Origin of the sequence: Paenibacillus soyae (genome assembly GCF_024623455.1) — a bacterium.
Taxonomy (GTDB): Bacteria; Bacillota; Bacilli; order Paenibacillales; family Paenibacillaceae; genus Pristimantibacillus; species Pristimantibacillus soyae.
In genome coordinates, this window is record NZ_JANIPJ010000010.1 from 198,549 (window position 1) to 216,785 (window position 18,237).

Below are 18,237 nucleotides of genomic sequence, written 5' to 3' on the forward strand. Positions count from 1 at the left end.
GTATGATCAAACGCACGGTGTCCGACCGTCTATTCGACTGGACGAACGCGGCTCTTATGCTGCTGCTAATCGTCGTTACGCTATACCCGTTCTATCACGTCATTATGGCGTCGCTCAGCGATTCGAACCGGCTTATCGCCCATCAAGGCCTGCTGGCCGGTCCGCTTGGCTTCAACTTGGAAGCCTACGAGCGCGTGCTCGCCAATCCGAACATCTTCAGCGGCTATCGCAATACGCTGTTCATTCTGGTGTTCGGCACGGCCCTCAATCTGCTGCTCACGGCGATGGGCGCCTATGGATTGTCGCGGAAGTTCATGCTCCGCAAGCCGATTATGATCGGCATCATCTTTACGATGTATTTTACGGGGGGACTCATTCCGACGTACTTGCTCGTCAACAACTGGCTCGGGTGGGGCAACAGCATGCTGGCGCTCATCGTGCCGGCGGCGATCAGCACGTGGAACCTAATTATCATGCGGACGTCGTTCGAGGCGATACCGGAGAGCCTGATCGAGTCGGCGAAGATCGACGGCTCCGGCGAATTCGGCATCCTGCTGCGTATCGTCCTGCCCCTCTCCATGCCGGTCATCGCCGTCATGATTCTGTATTACGGCGTCGGGCATTGGAACTCCTGGTTCAACGCGATGCTGTTCATCCGGGACCGCGAGCTGTTCCCGCTGCAGCTCATCCTGCGCGAGATTCTCGTCCAGAACGACACGAGCGCCATGCAGCTCGGCGACGCGATGGGCGATCAGCAGGGCATCCGGGAGAGCATCAAGTACGCGACGATCATGGTCGCGACGCTGCCGATCCTGTTCGTCTATCCGTTCCTGCAGCGATTCTTCGTCAAAGGCGTCATGATCGGTGCCGTGAAAGAGTAGTTTCGGTTATACTTGAACGTAAAACCATTCCTGGCGGTGAGTAGACGTGAAGCAAAAGGTTTATCGAGTCTGGCTGCTATCCTATCTGATCGTATTGCTTATTCCCATCGTCATTACGATGCTGGTCCTGATGCGTTCGCAAAGCTTGCTCGTGGGCGAGGTCCGGCGGGCGAACGACGGGCTGCTCGACCAAGTGAGCCAGTTCATGGACAACAGTCTGGGAGACATTCAGAAGCTGGGGACGCAGCTGTCCTACGAGCCTGCCGTTACGGCCTACCTGCACCGCGAGGAATTTCAATCGGTGGGCGCGAAGTTCCATACCAAAGACATGATCAAGAGCTTTGGCACCTACACGATTACGAACGGCAACATTTGGGACTATTATGTGTATCTGCTGGACACTGACTATGCCCTGACGACGAATACGTACATGGGAGCCGACGATTTGTACACCGTGTTCCACAAAAACTCGGGCATTTCGTTCGAGGATTGGCAGCAGCTTGTCCATGCCAGCAATGCCGGACAGTTCCTCACGCTGAACGGGAGCGCGGAGGAGGCGGAAAACTCGCTTGTCTACGTGCAGTCGCTGCCCCTTCAGGAGATTCGTTCGGCGCCCGCGACGCTGCTCGTCATGCTGAACCAGGAGCGGCTGAAGCAGTCGATCGACGGCTTCGGCTTGTCGAGCCACGGCTCCGTCTACGTGCTGAATCGCGACGGCGTGCCGATTATGGCCACCGGCGAGGCATCCGGCATCCCCGAGCTTCCGCTGGGCGGCATGACAGGGAGCCGCGGGTATATGACGGCGGAGGTAGGCGGGGAAGAGGCGACGGTTTCCTACGTGAAGTCGGGGAAGACCGGCTGGACCTATATCTCCTTAGTCCCGGAGTCCGAATACCTCGCCAAGGTGAAAATGCTGCGCACGCTGACGTATATCGCGCTGGCGCTGTGCTTGTTCCTCGGCGGCTTGTCCGCGTACCTGCTGAACCGGCGCAATTACGCGCCGATCCGCAGCATGATGGACTTCGTCTCGAGCAAGGTGAAGGCGAACGTGAAAGGGATGCAGAACGAATACGCGGTGCTGCAATCGTTCATGACGGAGAGCGCGGCGTTCCAGGACGAGGCGAACCGCCGCATGAAGGAGCAGGACGGCATGCTGCGGAGCCGGTTCCTGCTGCGGCTCATGAAAGGAAGAGTGGACACGAACGCCGCGCTGGCGCAAGCGTTCGAGTCCTATGGTCTGCGCTTCGAGGAAGACCGCTTCGCCGTTATGCTGCTCCAGGTGGAGGATTATAGCGCGCTGTTCCGGTCGAATCAGGAGCTGGACGCGGAGAAGAAGCTGCAGTTCGTCTCCCACATCGTCACGAACGTCGCCATGGACATGGCGGCCGGCCGCTGCGGCGTCTACTTCGCGGAGTCGGACGGCATGATCGCGTGTCTCCTGAACATGCGCAACAAGGAAGCGGAAGCGAAGACGGAGCTGATGGAGCTGGCGGCGGAGCTGCGGAGCTTCCTGCAGGATAAGTTTTTTATGCGCCTCACGATCGGCCTCAGCGATATCCATACGATGTGGTCGTCGATTCCCCGCTGCTATGAGGAAGCGGAAGAGGCGCTCGAATATAAGCTGGTGCTGGGCGCCAGCCAAGTCATTGCCTTCGAGGCGATCAAGAAGCCGAAGAACGAGCTGTATTACCCGCTCGACGCGGAGCGGCAGCTGATCAATCTGATGGCGTCGGGCGACTATGAAGGAGCGTCGGACGTGCTGCAGCGCATCCTGATGACGAATTTCTCGGAGGGGACGCTGTCCATTCAGGTCGGCAAGCTGCTCATGTTCGAGGTCGTCGGCACGATGCTGAAGGCGGTCGAGCAGTTCCAGCTGACCACGAACGAAATCCGCGTCGAGAAGACGGCGTTCATCAAGAAGATTACCGACTGCGAAACGTTCGCCGAGATGGAAGCGGAAATCGTGGCGCTTCTGAGAGAGGTATGCGACTATCTGCAGCAGAAGAAGAAAAGCCACAACGCCGATTTGAAAAACGAGGTCGTCGACTACGTGCTCGACAATCTGACGGACATGAACATAAGCTTAACCAGCATTTCGCTGGAATTCGGCATCAACCCCAGCTATCTGTCCAGGTTCTTCAAGGAGCAGACCGGCGAGAATCTGGTGGATTTCATTAACAAACGCCGGATCGAGAAGGTGAAGGGGCATCTCGAGGCGTCGGAAGAGCCGATCGGCGCGATCGCCGAGCAATGCGGCTTCGCAAGCAGCCAATCGCTTATTCGCGTCTTCAAGAAATACGAGGGCGTCACGCCCGGCCAATTCCGGCAGAATACGTCCGTTCAAGCATATCCCCATTAACAAGCAAGGGTCTTCGTTCCCGCGGGAACGAAGACCCTTCTTGCTTGCGCGATATCCAGCGCAGGCTTCCTAGTTTCTTACTTATTCGGCCACGAATGGCTGATCCTGGCTGACCGCGATTTGGTAGACGTACATGCCCGTGCCGTCGCCGATGGCGTAGTTCAGAACCCGGTTGTTCACCGGCGCCAGAGCCGATCTGTAGAGCGTCGGGAACACCGGGATCTCTTTCACCATCAGCTCCTGCCATTCCTTATAGACTTCGAGGCGGTAGGCCTTGTCGAAGGCTTTCTCGGAGATGCCCTCCGCGATGAGACGGTCGTTCTCTTCGCTTGCGAAGCGCGAGAAGTTGTACAGCGCGTCGCGTCCATACAGTCCTGCAGGATCGACGTCGATGCCAACCGACCAGGCGGCCTGATAGACGTCGACCGACGGATCGTCTTCGCCCGTATCCCCTACCCGATTGTAGAAGGTGTTGAATTCGAGCATCTCCAGGTTGACGTTCAGTCCGATATCCTTCCAAGACTGGACGTAGTATTGGGCGAGCGGTTCGGCGATTTCGCCGCCTGTCATGGAGATGAAGTTAATGGTCAGCTCGCTTCCGTCCGGCTTCGTCCGGAAATCGCCGTTCAGCTTGTAGCCGGCTTCCTCCAGAAGCTTTTTGGCGCCTTCCGGGTCGTAAGTGACGCCCGGGTTCGAAGCGTCGTGATATTCCGGATGCGACGGCGGAATCAGCGTCGTAGCGTTCCAGCGCAAGCCATTGTAGAAACGCTTGCCGACAAGATCGTTGTCGACGGCCATCCACATAGCTTTGCGGAGATTGACGTCCGCCATCTTGGCGTTTGCGTCCGGCACCACTTGGCCGGCTTCCGCGTCCCACTTGCCCAGCTTAAAGCCGATATACGTATAAGCGCGATCGACGACGCCGAGCCATTCGACGTTGGACATATCCGCATTGTCGGGGAATTGGTCGATCGGGAAGTCGCCGACGATGTCGATTCCGCCGCTTTTCAGCTCCTGCACGACGTTGGACGGATTGACGACTTTGAGCACGACCTTATCCAATGCGGGCTCGCCGCGCCAGTAGTCGGCGTTCTTCGCATAGACGACCGACTCGCCCGGCACGATGCTCTCCACCTTGTACGGCCCGATGCCGATCGGCTTCTCGCGCACCTCCGGCGAAGCGGACATCTTGGCTACCGGAATATCGCCGAAGATATGCTTCGCCAGCGGGTAGGTCCATATTCCGCCCGTGATGAGGGAAGGCGTGGCCTGTTTGTATGTAATCCTCAGCTGCTTGTCGCCCAGCACTTCAATGCCGGAGATCGTGTCGGCTTTGCCGTCATGATATTCCTCCATGCCGACGACGTTGGTCATGTTGGAATCGTAGCGCGGACCGTCATAGTCGGGATGGCCGATGACCTCATGGGCGAAGAGCCAGTCTTCGGCCGTCACCGGCTGGCCGTCGTGCCAGTTGACGTTGTCTCGGATTGTGAAGGTGAATGTTTTGCCGTCTTCCGACGCCTCATAGGTGGCCGGTCCGTCGTTCGTATAGACGTAGCTGGCGTCCCACGTGAGCATGCCTTCGTCGAACCAGCCCAGCACCTCGGAGTCCGGCGTCCCGCTGTAGAATACGTAGTTTAACGTCCCGGCGAACGGCGTATCGGATACGAGGCCGTAATTTAGCGAGCCGCCCTTCAACGGTTCCCCCTGATTGGTTTTCTTGTTGCTGAAGTCGCTGATGTTGAACAACCCGTCCTCGTTCGCGGCCGGCGGCGCGCTGGCCGAAGGCGAAGGCGAAGCGGATGCATCGGGGCTGCCGGAAGGCGAGGGGGATGGATCGTTGCCGCCATTGTTCGACGTGCAGGCCGCAAGCACCAGGAATAATGAGAGCGTGAGCAGCAGCCATGATTTCGAGCGAATCGTTTTGCGCATAATACGTTTCCTCCTTTATCCTTTTCTTTGTCTTGCGTCGGCTGCTCGTTTGACCGCCTGACCGACGTTATTTATACACAACATCAATACCAGAATCAGTATCGACGCAGGTAGCCAGATCCACCATCTCATCTCGAGCGTCTGCGGGTTGCGGGCATAGCTTACAAGCGTGCCGAGACTCGGGGTGCTCTCCGGGAAGCCGAAGCCCAGGAAGCTGAGTCCGGATTCCAGCCCGATATTGGCCGCGAGATTCAAGGTCATCGTCACAATGATGATCGAGCTAAGATTCGGAAGCACTTGCACGAACATGATTTTCAGATGGGAGGAGCCTGACGTTCGGGACGCTTGGACGTACTCCATCTCCCTCTCCTGCAGCGCCTTGGATCGAATCAGCTTGGCGATGCCAAGCCATAGGAAGGCTGTCATAATAAGCGTAAAGGCCGTAATTCCATAGTTGGGTACGGCGGTAATAAACGCGATAACGACCATAAGAAACGGCAGGATCATAAAGAAATCCACGACTCGCATGAGCAGATTGTCGATGGTTCCGCCGAAATAGCCGGAGACGAGGCCGACCAGCACCCCGATGATGCCTGTGAGCAGCGTGACCACGATGGCGATCGTCAGCGAATTTCTTGTGCCGATGATCAGCTGGCCGAATATATCGCGGCCTCCCTGGTCGGTGCCGAGCAAGAATTCGGAGGAAGGAGGCTGCTTCAGCGCGAACAAGTCGACTCTGACAATCTGATCTTGATCGAGCAGAAGAGAGGTCACGTACACGAAGAGGGTCACGGCCGCAACGAGAATAAACGAAACGAGCGCGATTTTGTCCTGGACGATTTCGCGCCAAACGATTGATAGGCCCGACGGGCTCTTATCCGCAGGCTGCCGCGGCCGAGCCTGCGGCGACGCCTTATTCGTGGAAAGCTTCAACATGGGATTCACCTCTGAAACTCGAATGTTATTTGATGCGGATGCGCGGATCGACCATGCTTAGGATCAGATCGGACAACAGCGCGCCGAGAATCGCCGCGATTCCGTACAATAGGACAAGGGAGGTCACGACGGTGAAGTCGCGCACGGAGATGGAGCTCAGGAACAGCTCGCCCATCCCCGGGTAGCTGAAGATGCTTTCGATGAAGACGGTGCCTCCGATAAGGCCGGTAATCTCGTAGCCGAAGAAAGCGGCGATCGGCAGCAAGGAATTTCGCAGAATATGCCGATTGTAGATACGGGATTCGGAGGCGCCTTTTGCCCGGGCCGTATGAACAAAATCTTTGTGCTTGGTATCGATGATTTCGCTCCTTAGCAGCTGAACCGTCGTGACGGTCGTAATCAGCGCCATGGAGGTCGCGGGCAGCAGCAGATGATAGAGCTTGCTCATGATGTAGGAGAGGCTGCCGGGCTCCATTCCCGGCGCCACGCTTCCTCCGGTAGGGAACCAGCCGAAGTGAAAGCCGAATGCCCACAGCATGAGCAGCGCGAATATAAACAGCGGCGCCGCAAATCCGATGTAGGTGTAGCCGGTAATCATGCGGTCCGCCAGCGTATCGTTGTAGCGGCCGCTGATGATGCCGAGCGGGATCGCGATCAGGTAAGTAATGACCAGCGTGGCCAGGGAGAGCCAGAACGTATTGGCGATCCGTTCGCCGATCAGGTCGGTTACCGGCATTTTGAAGCGGAAGGACTGTCCGAGATCGCCTTGCAGAGCGTTCGTCACCCAGTCCCAATATTGCTCGTACCAGGGATTGTTAAGGCCCAGCTTAACGCGCTGCTCCTCAATGGCGGCCGGGTCGATGCTGGGATCGATCAATCCGGTCAAAGCGTCTCCGGGCATGGATCTGGCCAGGAGGAAGACGAGAATGCTGAGCAGCACGATCTGGGGGATCATGATCGTCGTTCTTCGCGCAACGGTTCTCCACATAAGCGTTCAACCTTTCTCGGGCGCAGCCACTTCATGCGTGGCCGATATGGGCTTCAAAGGATAGGCGAGGCCGTCATGGTCGAAATATCGTTCGTACGCCTCCTTGTATTCCGAATTCACGGCTTCGCGGAATCGCAGCTGCTCCTCGCGTTTCGCGGGATCCATAACCGGAATGGCGGATAAGAGCCGCTTCGTATAAATATGCTGCGGGCGTTCGAACAGGTCTTCGGTCGTGCCTTGCTCGACGAACCGCCCCTTGTACATGATGCCGATTCGATCGCACATATGACGAATGATGCCGAGATCGTGGCTGATAAGCAGGAAGGAGAGCTTCATCTCTTCTTGGATTTCCCTCAAAAAATTCAGCACTTGAGCTTGTACGGACAAGTCCAGCGCGGATACCGGCTCGTCTGCGATAATAAGCTTCGGCTTCAGCGCGATCGCTCGGGCGATGCCGATCCGCTGGCGCTGTCCTCCCGAGAACTCATGCGGGTATTTATAGATGCTGTCGGGACTGAGTCCGACCCTCTCCAGCAGCTCCCTCACCCGCTGCTTCTCTTCCAGCGGAGACAGCCTTTCGAAATTGCGGAGCGGCTCCGCGACGATATCCAGCAGCCTCTTCTTCGGATTCAGCGAAGAATACGGATCCTGGAAGATCATCTGGATATCCCGGCGGAAATTCAATTTGCCGCCGCGCTTGCCGAGCGTCAGCTCTTGCCCCTGGAACGTGACGCTGCCCGACGTCAGGGCGTTAAGCCCGATGATCGCCCGTCCCGTCGTCGTCTTGCCGGAGCCGGATTCGCCGACGAGCCCGTATGTCTGTCCTTCCTCGATGCGGAAGCCGACGCCGTCCACGGCCTTAACCGGCTGCGTTCTCGATTCGAACCAGCCTCCCCGTCCCGGGAAGTGGACTTTAAGCTGCCGTACTTCAAGAAGCGCCATGCCGGATCTCCTCCTCTCCCGGGAATCGGAAGTGCTTGTAGCAGGTGCAGCGGACAAAGTGTCCCGGCGCGATCTCATGCATTTCCGGTTGTTCTTCATGCGCCGACTCGTCGATCCAAGGGATGCGAGACCGGAACCGGCAGCCCTGCCGAGGCAGATGCTGAAGAGAAGGGACGATGCCTTGTATCACGTAAAGCTTGGATTTCGGCTCTCTGGATGCAGGGATGGAACGAAGCAAAGACCTGGTGTAAGGATGCTGAGGATTGGACAGAAGGGTGCTAAGGCTTGCGATTTCGACGATTTGTCCCGCATACATGACGGCGACGCGGTCGGCCATTTCGGCGACGACCCCTAAGTCATGCGTGATGAGGATGACGCCGGCGCCGATATCGGACTTCAGTTTTCGGATGAGATCCAGAATTTGAAGCTGAATCGTGACGTCGAGCGCGGTAGTCGGTTCGTCGGCGATCAACAGCCGGGGCTCGTTGGCAATCGCGATGGCGATGACGATTCGCTGTCTCATCCCGCCGGACAGTTCATGAGGGAATTTCTCGTAAGCAAGTTCAGGGCCGGCTATGCCGACTTGAGTTAGGAGCTCGATGGTTTTCTCTTTCCGTTCTTTCTTCGACAAGCCGGGGCGGTGCAGGACGAGAGCTTCTTCGATTTGGGAACCGACAATCATTAACGGATTGAGCGCGGACAGCGAGTCCTGAAAAATCATCCCCATGTCGCGGCCGCGCAGCTTGTTCATCTTGGATGGGGGGAGGCGGGTTAAGCTTTGCCCATCTAGCCGGACATCGCCTTCGATCTTCGCGCGGGTGTGCAGCCCCATGATCGAGAACGCGAGGGCGCTCTTGCCCGAACCAGATTCGCCTACAATGGCGAGAATCTCGTTCTTGCGAACGGTTAGGGAGACGTCATCCACGGCGGCGTAATAGCGGTCGCCGATACGGAACGAGGCGGTGAGATGCTCGATGCTTAAGAGATCGTCATGCATGAAAGAGTTCCCTCCTATGTCGAAATGAAATTCGAATTTTCTCAAAAATCAGACAATTAAGAGGAGAAGCTGGCATACTTCGTGAAATTCGGAGTGTTGGTGATACGAACTGTATCGGATTTACTTGAAATGTATTTTAGCATACAAATGTTGGGAGTGATAGAGGTTTTATTGAGATTTTATTTATATTCTAAAAAATATGAATAAGAGAAAGACACTAGATTCCCACTTTTCGGAACAATGGAATGCTTCACTTTAAAAAATAATATTCTATTGCCGCTGTTGTGATGCTTATTGTTTGCCGTTCATTTATTTCAATCGCTCTCAAAGCGAGAGGATCCGCAGTGAACCGTCAAACGGCACGACCAGCCTCTTCTCGCCGAGTAGCGGGAAGATTAGCGGAACGGAGAGACCCTATTTCGGTGAAAACAAGCACTTTTTCAATGCTTATGGAACAGAGCGCCGTTATTTGCCTGTTTCCATGTTGATTCTACTCCAAATGAAGGGAATAACGTCTCTCCGTTCCGCTAGTTCCCCAAATGCCTCAGTTTTCGGATGAATAACGTCGCTATGTTCCGTTTAGCAACAGTGCTGCTCTCACGATGCCGGAACGGCTATGTAAAAAAAAGGCCACCGCTCCCGGAGGAGAGATGACCCTTGGCTCTGTTTATTGTTCCTTCTTCCAATCCGGCAGGTGATTCACATAGCTGTCGGACAGCTTCAGCAGCTCGAGCGCGCGTTCGAATTCGTCTTCCGTCGCTTGCTGGTTGCTGCTGCCGTCTCCGGTCAGCGGATAGTGCTTGCCGTCTTCGAAGCCGCTGCCCGACATAAACAGCTCTTGGCTGCTTAAGAACGAGCCGCTCGGCAAATAATAACGTTGAGGCAAGATGTTGTACGACTGCTGATTGAACAGGTCCTGGCCGAAATGCAGCTGGTTGTCGAGCGATACGCCGAGCAGGTTCGCCGCCGTCGGCAGCACGTCTACTTGTCCGCCCAGGTGGTCGTATTCGGCCGGCTGCATGCCGCTGCCCGGATTGATGACGACCAGCGGAATATTGATCATGTCGGTGTACGTGTATTCGCGGCCGTAAATTTCGGCCATGAGATCCTTCTCGTCGCCGTTCAAGGAATAGATCGGCAAGCCGAGATGGTCGCCGTACAGCATGATCAGGCTGTTATCCCAGATCCCGCGGGCCTTCAGATCCTCAATGAAAAGTCCGAGCTGCTGATCCGCGTAGTGCTGAGCGATCAGATAGTCGCCTACAAGCGTATCGTCGTAGCGCTCCGGCAGATCGATCAGACGTTTGTCTTCCGGCATCGTATACGGATGGTGAGCCGTCATCGAAATGACGTGCGCGTAGAACGGATTCTCTTGTGCGTCCATGCGCCCCAGCTCCTCGGCCGTCTTCTTGTACAGGGTAGCGTCCGAAGCTCCGAAGAAGACGGCATCCTCGTTGCCGAAGAACTCCGCATCGTAATAACGGTCGAAGCCTACTGCTTTGTACAGCTCGCCCCGGTTCCAGAATTCCACGACGTTCGTGTGGAACGTGGCCGTGTCATACCCTTTGGCTTGGAGCATCTTCGGTATGCTAGGCAGCTCCTTGCCGGCGTAGCGCTGAGTTGCGGCGCCGCGCGGCGGGATGTAAAGCGACGTATTGACGACGAACTCGGCGTCCGAAGTGTTGCCTTGTCCGACCTGCTGGTAGAAGTGCTTGAAGTAGCTGTTCTCCTTCACGAGCTTGTTCATGTTCGGCGTTATTTCCACGCCTTCGACGTTCAGGCCGATCAGGAAGTTCTGCATCGATTCCATCTGGATAATAATCAGGTTCTTGCCTTCGGCGCTGCCTTGGAACTGCGGCGCGGCAGGCTTCTCGATCTTTTTGACCGCGTCGACCTTCTCTTGCGTGATGACGTCGGGATCGACGAAATCGATCTCCTTATTGGAGAAGATGGTATACGCCTCGTAATTGAGTATGCCCATTTGCTCGGCTTTGACGATCTCGTTCATGCTCGCGCGGTTCGGCAAAATGTTGAATAAACAGATCGCGAACGACACGGTGAGGACAGCCGCCATATATCTCGTATTCTCTTTGCGTTTGAAAGATTGCTTCCATTCAACCGCTCTGTTCTTCATGAATAATAGAACGATCATGACGACAACGTCCGTATAGATCAACAGATAATAAGGATCCATCAGCGAGAACACGCTGTTCTTTACGGCCGTTACTTGGTTGACCTGCTCCAGCGCGGCATAGGTCACGATAACGCCGTAATACTTGTAATACATAATGACAGCAAATAGAATAGAAGTCATGAGCAAGTTCGCGATCGTATAATAGAGGAACTTGCGCTTGCTGGCAAAAAACTCGATCAGGCTGTAAACGATGAGGACGAACGGGATTTCCTTAAATAATGTCGTCCAGGACGCGTTGTCCGGGAAAATAACAAACCAGGCAAGAACACTCTTTAAAAACAAGATGACGGAGAAAAACAAAATGGGACGAGTGCTCAATAGCTTCTTTGATGTTGGGATTGACACTTAGACCCTTCCTTTCACAGCAAAAAGGCTCTCTCCACAGATAGCCGCTGTCTATTTTCTATATATGTTTATGAATATTGTAAATGCACTATCATTATGCTCCTTCTGACAGGGAAATGTCAAAAGGCAAAAGGGACCTTAACAGAATTGTCGATTATTGCCATGTTTATAGACGCATCATCCCGACGTTTTGTTGCGTCAATAGGTACGGAATAAGTTTTGGATAGCGGAAGGGGAACGGAATGATGGGAAGAGGCAAATTTTTATTGTTCGCAGCGCTTGCGGCGATGCTTGTCGTGGGCGGTTACGTAGCGGTGGAGGAAGGCGGCTGGATGGCCGAGGAGCCGAAGCTGGCCGAGCAGCCGCAGGCGGAAGACGGCGCGGAGGGCTTAACCGGACAAAGCGGAGGGCAAATAACGGGCGAAGCGCCTCAGGAGCAGGACGATGAGCCAGCCGGTAACCCGGAAGGGTCTGAAGCGGACGCGGGGGGCGGGACCAACGGAAACGCGCCAGGGGAGACGAACGGCGATGCCGCGGAGCAAGGCGGAGATGACGCCGATGGCGGCGCGGCGAACGGACAAGCCGGACAAGACGCGCAAGACGATGGACAAGCTGTTCCGGCGGGCATTTCCAATGGAGAAGGAGGCGTCGTCGCCGTTGTAGCGAAGCCGGAGAGCATTGAAGCGCTCGTCAATCCTTTCAATAAACTGCCGGAGGATTACGCGCCCACCGATCTTGTGTATCCGGACGTGCGGTTCACGTTCAGCGAGAAAATTGAGAAGCGAATGATGCGCAAGGAAGCGGCCGAAGCGCTGGAGAAGATGTTTGCGGGAGCAGAGGAGGACGGCATCTATCTCGCCGGCGTCTCGGCGTACCGCTCCCATGAGACGCAGGAGGCGCTATTCGACCGCTACGTGAAGAGAGACGGCTACGAGAAAGCAAGGACGTACAGCGCGCTTCCCGGCACGAGCGAGCACGAGACGGGACTGGCCGTCGACGTGTCGGGCAGCGACGGCAAATGCGCGGCCGCCGATTGCTTCGGCGACACGAAGGAAGCGGATTGGCTGAAGAAGCATGCGGCCGAATACGGCTTCATTATCCGCTATCCGGAAGGGAAGAAGGACATCACAGGCTATCAATACGAGCCTTGGCATTTGCGTTATGTAGGCATAGACATAGCCGAGGAGCTTGCCGCCAGCGGCGAAACGCTGGAGGAATATTACGACGCGGTGCCGGTCAACGGGTAACGCGGCAGCTTCGAAAGTCGTATGATTAGCTAGCAAAGACAGCAAACTAAAGAAACAGTGGCAGGGACCGGCAGAACCGCCGATCGGCGACCGTCCCCGCGTCGGCTGCCATACGGAGGTGCGGGGCGTGAGTACGAACGTGTTCCAAAACATGTATTTAATCGTCATGCTTCTTAATATTTTCCTCGCGATCACCGTCATATTCCTGGAGCGCCGCAACGCCAGCTCCACTTGGGCTTGGCTCATGGTATTGTTTTTCGTGCCGGTGCTCGGCTTCATCCTCTACCTTATTCTTGGACAGAAGGTGCGGAAGCGGAAGCTGAACAAGCTGCTCGGCGATAATCAGCGCATTATCGAGGACGCGATGGAGAAGCAGAAGCTGGAGCTGAAGAATCGGCGGCTTCTGCCCGAAGGCAGCGAGCTGGCCGGATACCAGGATATGATGTATATGAACCTCGCGACGGGCTACGCGCTCTACACGAGCAATAACGAAATCGCCATCTTCACGGACGGTCATCATAAGTTCGATTCGCTCATAGCCGACATCGAGGCGGCGGAGCACCATATTCATTTGGAATATTACATTGTAAGGGATGACGCGCTTGGCAGGCGGCTGGTGGAAGCATTGGCGAGGAAGGCGATGCAGGGCGTCGAGGTCCGGTTCCTGTACGATCATATCGGGAGCTCGAACTTGCCTAGGCGGTTCTTCCGCGAGCTTCGTGCGGCAGGAGGGACGGAGGCGGCTTTCTTCCCTTCGCGGATCCCGTATCTCAATATGAAGATTAATTATCGCAACCACCGCAAGCTGGCGATTATCGACGGCCGGATCGGTTATATCGGCGGCTTCAATATCGGGGACGAATATTTGGGGCTGAACGCCCACTTCGGGGAGTGGCGCGATACGCATCTGAAGGTGGCGGGCGGCGCCGTCCTGCAGATGCAGGCTCAGTTCATGATGGATTGGAACCTGGCGACGTCGGGACGTGTGGAATTGAGCCCGAATTATTTCCCTCTGCCGAAGGTAAGCGTTGGACATATCGGCATGCAGCTGGTCGCGAGCGGCCCCGACACCGAGTATCAGGAGATCAAAAACGCCTATATCAAAATGATCTCTTCCGCCAAAGAAACGATCTGCCTGCAGACGCCGTATTTTGTTCCCGACGAAAGTCTCATGACCGCGCTGCGCATCGCCGCGCTTTCGGGAGTGAAGGTGAGCATCATGCTCCCGAGCAAGCCCGATCACTTCTTCGTCTATTGGGCGACGCATTCCTATCTGGGCGAGCTGCTGGCCAGCGGCGTTCAGGTGTACTTATACGAGAATGGATTTCTTCATGCCAAGACGCTGGTCGTCGACGGGAAGGCGGCGTCCGTCGGCACGGCCAATCTGGATATCCGCAGCTTCAAGCTGAATTTCGAAATGAATGCCTTCATCTATGATACGGAAACGTCTTCGAGGCTGGAGGCGATCTTCCGGGAAGACATCCGTCTGTCCCGACAGCTCACGATGCGGGATTACGCCGAGCGGCCTCTCTTCAACCGGTTCAGGGAGTCGATTTCCCGGCTTCTCAGCCCGATCCTTTAAATATCCGCACAAGAAAAGGGATTTCGCTTATCCGTTGATAACCGAAATCCCTTTATGTTTCCGCAAACCGACTATTCAATTGAATATACGCTCCATTCTACTGCTTCAAACAGCTTATTAAGTGTAGCTTCCATCCTTTCGGAGAAAGTAAGTATAGACTTCAGATCGACGTTGCCGCTCTCTTGGTCCCCGCATGTCCTTTGTGCCAGCCGTCTCCTTCCTGCGAATGTGGGACATGCTTCGCTAGCCTACTTCAATGGACTATCCCCTCTCGTTTAAGGTAAGCCTAGTATACACCATTGTTTAAATAATGTAAATATTCTGATAATTATTTTTTTCGATGAGAAGAGTTTGGTCAACGGGTTGACGCAATATGGATTTGAATTTATACTTAGTCTAAAATCACCTGAGAAGGCGGCATGAAGAAGACATGAACAAAATAAACTTAACCGTACAGAGAAAAGCCATATATGACGTCATTCAGCATGCGCACGATCATCCGACGGCTGCCGACGTGATCGAGCGGCTGCGGGGACAAGGCCATAACTTCGCCTATGGAACCGTCTATAATTCTCTTCGATATTTAACGGACGTAGGATTGATTCGCGAATTGAAGCTGGGGGAGGCGGTCAGCCGCTACGACGCCCGGACGGAAGACCACCAGCATATCGTCTGTCTGCGGTGCGGGCGGGTCGATGAAGTGATGGTCGAGGTGCCTTCGGATTGGATGGAGGCCGTGGCGAACCAAACCCATTACCGAATCGAGCACGCTGAGGTCGTGCTGGAAGGAGTGTGCGAGACATGCGCGAAGAACAACGGTTAATCGAACGGACGGGAGGCATGCTCTGCCCCCTGACGAAGCGCATTATGGTCATTAGTCCGCTTCCGGAACGCGTACGCGGCCTGCTGGTCCAATTAACGGCGGAATGCTTCGACGTCTTCTCGCTGCGCGAATTTAACAAAGGGATGCTGTCTGCGCTGACGCCGGAGCTGCTGGTGTACGACGCCATGGCTATTCCTCTGTCGTCGGCAGGTCCGGTAGCGGGGCAGACTCTCCATGGAGGCGAAGAGCTGCTGCGGGCGGCGGAGCAAGCGGGTATCCCGGTTCTGGTGCTTCTGGACGAAGGGTCATACGGGGAGAGGGTCAGCGCCATGCTGCCTTCCGCGGAGCTTCTCGAATGGCCGGCGATGCCGGAAGAGGCGATGCATCGCATCAATCGGATGCTGTCCGAGCGTCCTGCTCACTCGCTCTTCGGGTATAACGAAGATATCCGGATGTTCAAGGATATTCGCGTTGATCTGCGCAAGATGAAGGTGGAGAAGAGCGGCGTTCGCGTCGACCTGACCAAGACAGAATACGATTTGCTCCTGTTCTTCCTGAATTCCGACGGCTCTGTGCTGACCCGCGAGGCGTTGCTCGACAACGTCTGGGGCATGCATTTCTACGGAGGGAGCAACGTCGTCGACGTGCACATCAAGAGCTTGCGCAAGAAGCTGAAGGACAGCGCGGTATCGCCGAAATATATCGTCACCGTCCGCGGAGCGGGTTACCGTCTGGCGGACGAACAGCTGCATTAATCCTTTTATCCGCGAGTCCTGCTGATCGATCGTTCATCCAATGTTCATCTTCCGTTCATTATGCTTTCATGACAAGTGAACGAGTGGAGCGTACAATTAGTTTAAAGATTTAGATCAAGTCTAAATATAAAACTAATGAGGTGCTAAATATGGACAATCGTTTAACGACGAATCAAGGCGCGCCGGTGGGCAATAATCAGAGCTCCCGCACGGCCGGACAACGCGGACCTACTTTGCTGGAGGACTACCATCTGCTGGAGAAAATCGCGCATTTCGACCGCGAGCGCATCCCGGAGCGCGTCGTTCACGCGCGGGGCGCGGGCGCTCATGGCGTGTTCGTGCTCGAGAACAGCATGGCCGAATATACGAAGGCCCACTTCCTGGGCGAAGCGGGCATGAAGACGCCGGTATTCGTTCGTTTCTCCACCGTTATCCACGGCACGGGCTCCCCGGAGACGGCCCGCGATCCCCGCGGGTTTGCGGTGAAGTTCTACACGCAGGAGGGGAACTACGATCTCGTCGGCAATCATCTGCCGGTATTCTTCATCCGCGACGCGATGAAGTTCCCCGATATGGTGCATTCGCTGAAGCCTGCCCCGGATACCAATATTCAGGATCCGAAGCGTTATTGGGATTTCATGACGCTGTCGCCCGAATCCACGCATATGCTGACCTGGGTGTTCTCGGATGACGGCACGCCGGCGACCTATCGCGAAATGGACGGCTTCGGCGTCCACGCGTTCAAGTGGATCAATGCCGCCGGCAAGCAAACCTATGTCAAATACACATGGAAATCCAAGCAAGGCGTACGCAACTTCACGGCGAAGGAAGCTTCCGAGATGCAGGCGAAGGATTTCAATCATGCGACTCGCGACCTCTACGAAGCGATCGAGCTTGGCAAGCACCCGCAATGGGAGCTGCATGTCCAGCTGATGCCGGCCGAGGATATCGACCTCTACGCGTTCGATCCGCTGGATCCGACGAAGATTTGGCCGGAGGATCTGTATCCGCTGGTGAAGGTCGGCACGATGACGCTGAACCGCAATCCGCTCAATTACTTCTCCGAGGTGGAGCAGTCCGCGTTCGCGCCGAGCGCATTGGTGCCGGGCATCGAGCCATCCGAGGATAAGCTGCTGCAAGGACGTCTATTCTCCTATCCGGACACGCAGCGTTACCGCCTGGGCGCCAATTATTTGAACCTTCCGGTCAACTGCCCGTACGTTCCCGTCCGCAATCATCAACGTGACGGAGCAATGACGATGAACGCCGATCCGTCGCCGATCAACTACGAGCCGAACAGCTTCGCGGACACCCCGAAAGAAGACCCGGCCTACCAGGATTCGCATGTGCCGCTTCAAGGCTCGGCGGGCCGTCAGAAGATCGAGAAGACGGACGATTTCACCCAGGCAGGCGAGCGGTACCGTTCGTTGTCAGAGGCCCAGCAGGCGAATCTCGTCTCCAATCTGGTGAACGATCTGAAGGCGACGAACGAAGATATCCAGCTGCGGGCGATCTGCAACTTCTTCCGCGCCGACAGAATGCTGGGCATGAAGCTGTCGGAGGGGCTTGGCATCGATATCCGCCAATTCGTCCCGCAGCGTTAAGGACTTTTCATAGATTCTCTCAAAGCGGTCCCCGCGCGAATTTTCGCTCGGGGGCCGTTTTTTTTGCGGGGAGTCGGCCCGGGTGTTTGCTTGAGACAAGGACGAAAGGTAAACTAAAAGATATTAGGCAAGGTATAAACGGAGGTTAGCGGTATGTTTTGGACCAATCCACTCGTGCAGACGGCGGCGATCGTTTTTTCGGCGCTTGCGGGTTTAAGTCTGATCATCATTCGGATCAGGGCGGGGAAGCAGCCGACGACGTTGAAGAAGATCGTTATCCCCCCGCTGGGCATGGCGACGGGGTTCATCATGTTCGCGGCGCCGGTTACGCATATTCCCTGGCTATGGGGATTGTCGGCGTTCGGCACGGGGCTGCTGATATTCGCCTTCCCATTGATCGTAACGACGAGGATGGAGAGGGTCGATTCGGATATATATGTACGCAGGTCGAAGGCGTTTATCGCCATCATGGCTGTCTTGTTTTTGGTGCGTTTCGCGCTGCACGGGGTGGTCGAGCAGTATATGAGCATCCCTCAGACGGGAGCGATTTTCTATTTGCTGGCTTTTGGCATGATCGTGCCGTGGCGGGTGGCGATGGTCGGGGACTATTTGCGGCTGACGAGGCTAGGGGTCGCGGAGAGGAGCTAGGCGC

General features: G+C 55.8%; 14 protein-coding genes. 8 read left to right on the top strand and 6 right to left on the bottom strand.

Features of this window, described 5'->3' with window-relative positions; all coding sequences use genetic code 11:
- Window positions 1-2: 2 nt before the first annotated feature.
- Both NQZ67_RS15380 and NQZ67_RS30635 read left to right on the top strand, forming a co-directional pair.
- Complete coding sequence (locus NQZ67_RS15380) at window positions 3-881, top strand: carbohydrate ABC transporter permease (RefSeq protein ID WP_257447386.1); 879 nt, start codon at window positions 3-5, stop codon at window positions 879-881.
- Between the two features lie 46 nt (window positions 882-927).
- Window positions 928-3,240, top strand: coding sequence for an AraC family transcriptional regulator (locus tag NQZ67_RS30635; RefSeq protein ID WP_257447389.1), 2,313 nt, complete (start codon window positions 928-930; stop codon window positions 3,238-3,240).
- 81 nt (window positions 3,241-3,321) lie between these two features.
- Here the strand turns inward: NQZ67_RS30635 and NQZ67_RS15390 are convergent, their stop codons facing one another.
- From NQZ67_RS15390 to NQZ67_RS15415, 6 genes are all read right to left on the bottom strand, one after another.
- Window positions 3,322-5,172, bottom strand: coding sequence for an oligopeptide ABC transporter substrate-binding protein (locus NQZ67_RS15390; RefSeq protein WP_257447392.1), 1,851 nt, complete (start codon window positions 5,170-5,172; stop codon window positions 3,322-3,324).
- Between the two features lie 15 nt (window positions 5,173-5,187).
- Window positions 5,188-6,108: an ABC transporter permease gene (locus NQZ67_RS15395; RefSeq protein WP_257447395.1), complete on the bottom strand. Its 921-nt coding sequence runs from the start codon at window positions 6,106-6,108 to the stop codon at window positions 5,188-5,190.
- A gap of 25 nt (window positions 6,109-6,133) precedes the next feature.
- Window positions 6,134-7,096 carry an oligopeptide ABC transporter permease gene (gene opp4B / locus NQZ67_RS15400; RefSeq protein WP_257447398.1) on the bottom strand — a complete coding sequence of 321 codons (963 nt, stop codon included), beginning with the start codon at window positions 7,094-7,096 and terminating at the stop codon, window positions 6,134-6,136.
- Window positions 7,097-7,102: 6 nt separating this feature from the next.
- Complete coding sequence (locus NQZ67_RS15405) at window positions 7,103-8,038, bottom strand: ABC transporter ATP-binding protein (RefSeq protein WP_257447401.1); 936 nt, start codon at window positions 8,036-8,038, stop codon at window positions 7,103-7,105.
- On the bottom strand, window positions 8,025-9,035 hold the full coding sequence (locus NQZ67_RS15410; protein WP_257447404.1) for an ABC transporter ATP-binding protein: 1,011 nt from the start codon (window positions 9,033-9,035) through the stop codon (window positions 8,025-8,027). The genes NQZ67_RS15405 and NQZ67_RS15410 overlap by 14 nt, the downstream gene beginning before the upstream one ends.
- A gap of 667 nt (window positions 9,036-9,702) precedes the next feature.
- Window positions 9,703-11,574 carry an LTA synthase family protein gene (locus NQZ67_RS15415; protein WP_257447407.1) on the bottom strand — a complete coding sequence of 624 codons (1,872 nt, stop codon included), beginning with the start codon at window positions 11,572-11,574 and terminating at the stop codon, window positions 9,703-9,705.
- Between the two features lie 242 nt (window positions 11,575-11,816).
- On the opposite strand from NQZ67_RS15415, the gene NQZ67_RS15420 reads away from it, so the two are divergent.
- The 6 genes from NQZ67_RS15420 (at window position 11,817) to NQZ67_RS15445 (ending at window position 18,233) form a co-directional block, all read left to right on the top strand.
- Entirely contained in the window at window positions 11,817-12,821 is a 1,005-nt protein-coding gene (locus NQZ67_RS15420) for a M15 family metallopeptidase (RefSeq protein ID WP_257447409.1), read from the top strand.
- Between the two features lie 151 nt (window positions 12,822-12,972).
- Entirely contained in the window at window positions 12,973-14,403 is a 1,431-nt protein-coding gene (gene cls, locus NQZ67_RS15425) for a cardiolipin synthase (RefSeq protein ID WP_257447477.1), read from the top strand.
- A 430-nt stretch (window positions 14,404-14,833) separates the two neighbouring features.
- On the top strand, window positions 14,834-15,226 hold the full coding sequence (locus NQZ67_RS15430; RefSeq protein WP_257447414.1) for a Fur family transcriptional regulator: 393 nt from the start codon (window positions 14,834-14,836) through the stop codon (window positions 15,224-15,226).
- Entirely contained in the window at window positions 15,205-15,981 is a 777-nt protein-coding gene (locus tag NQZ67_RS15435; protein WP_257447417.1) for a response regulator transcription factor, read from the top strand. The genes NQZ67_RS15430 and NQZ67_RS15435 overlap by 22 nt, the downstream gene beginning before the upstream one ends.
- Window positions 15,982-16,130: 149 nt before the next feature.
- Window positions 16,131-17,585, top strand: a complete 1,455-nt coding sequence (locus tag NQZ67_RS15440; RefSeq protein WP_257447421.1) for a catalase — start codon at window positions 16,131-16,133, stop codon at window positions 17,583-17,585.
- 153 nt (window positions 17,586-17,738) lie between these two features.
- Window positions 17,739-18,233 carry a CcdC family protein gene (locus NQZ67_RS15445; RefSeq protein ID WP_257447422.1) on the top strand — a complete coding sequence of 165 codons (495 nt, stop codon included), beginning with the start codon at window positions 17,739-17,741 and terminating at the stop codon, window positions 18,231-18,233.
- Window positions 18,234-18,237 lie beyond the last annotated feature (4 nt).

Coding starts and splice junctions, on each gene's coding strand:
- NQZ67_RS15435 (WP_257447417.1), top strand. CDS start 15,205: ATGCGCGAAGAACAACGGTTAATCGAACGGACGGGAGGCATGCTCTGC.
- NQZ67_RS15430 (WP_257447414.1), top strand. CDS start 14,834: ATGAACAAAATAAACTTAACCGTACAGAGAAAAGCCATATATGACGTC.
- NQZ67_RS15445 (WP_257447422.1), top strand. CDS start 17,739: ATGTTTTGGACCAATCCACTCGTGCAGACGGCGGCGATCGTTTTTTCG.
- NQZ67_RS15390 (WP_257447392.1), bottom strand. CDS start 5,172: ATGCGCAAAACGATTCGCTCGAAATCATGGCTGCTGCTCACGCTCTCA.
- NQZ67_RS15380 (WP_257447386.1), top strand. CDS start 3: ATGATCAAACGCACGGTGTCCGACCGTCTATTCGACTGGACGAACGCG.
- NQZ67_RS15405 (WP_257447401.1), bottom strand. CDS start 8,038: ATGGCGCTTCTTGAAGTACGGCAGCTTAAAGTCCACTTCCCGGGACGG.
- NQZ67_RS15440 (WP_257447421.1), top strand. CDS start 16,131: ATGGACAATCGTTTAACGACGAATCAAGGCGCGCCGGTGGGCAATAAT.
- NQZ67_RS15395 (WP_257447395.1), bottom strand. CDS start 6,108: ATGTTGAAGCTTTCCACGAATAAGGCGTCGCCGCAGGCTCGGCCGCGG.
- cls (WP_257447477.1), top strand. CDS start 12,973: ATGTATTTAATCGTCATGCTTCTTAATATTTTCCTCGCGATCACCGTC.
- opp4B (WP_257447398.1), bottom strand. CDS start 7,096: ATGTGGAGAACCGTTGCGCGAAGAACGACGATCATGATCCCCCAGATC.
- NQZ67_RS15410 (WP_257447404.1), bottom strand. CDS start 9,035: ATGCATGACGATCTCTTAAGCATCGAGCATCTCACCGCCTCGTTCCGT.
- NQZ67_RS15420 (WP_257447409.1), top strand. CDS start 11,817: ATGATGGGAAGAGGCAAATTTTTATTGTTCGCAGCGCTTGCGGCGATG.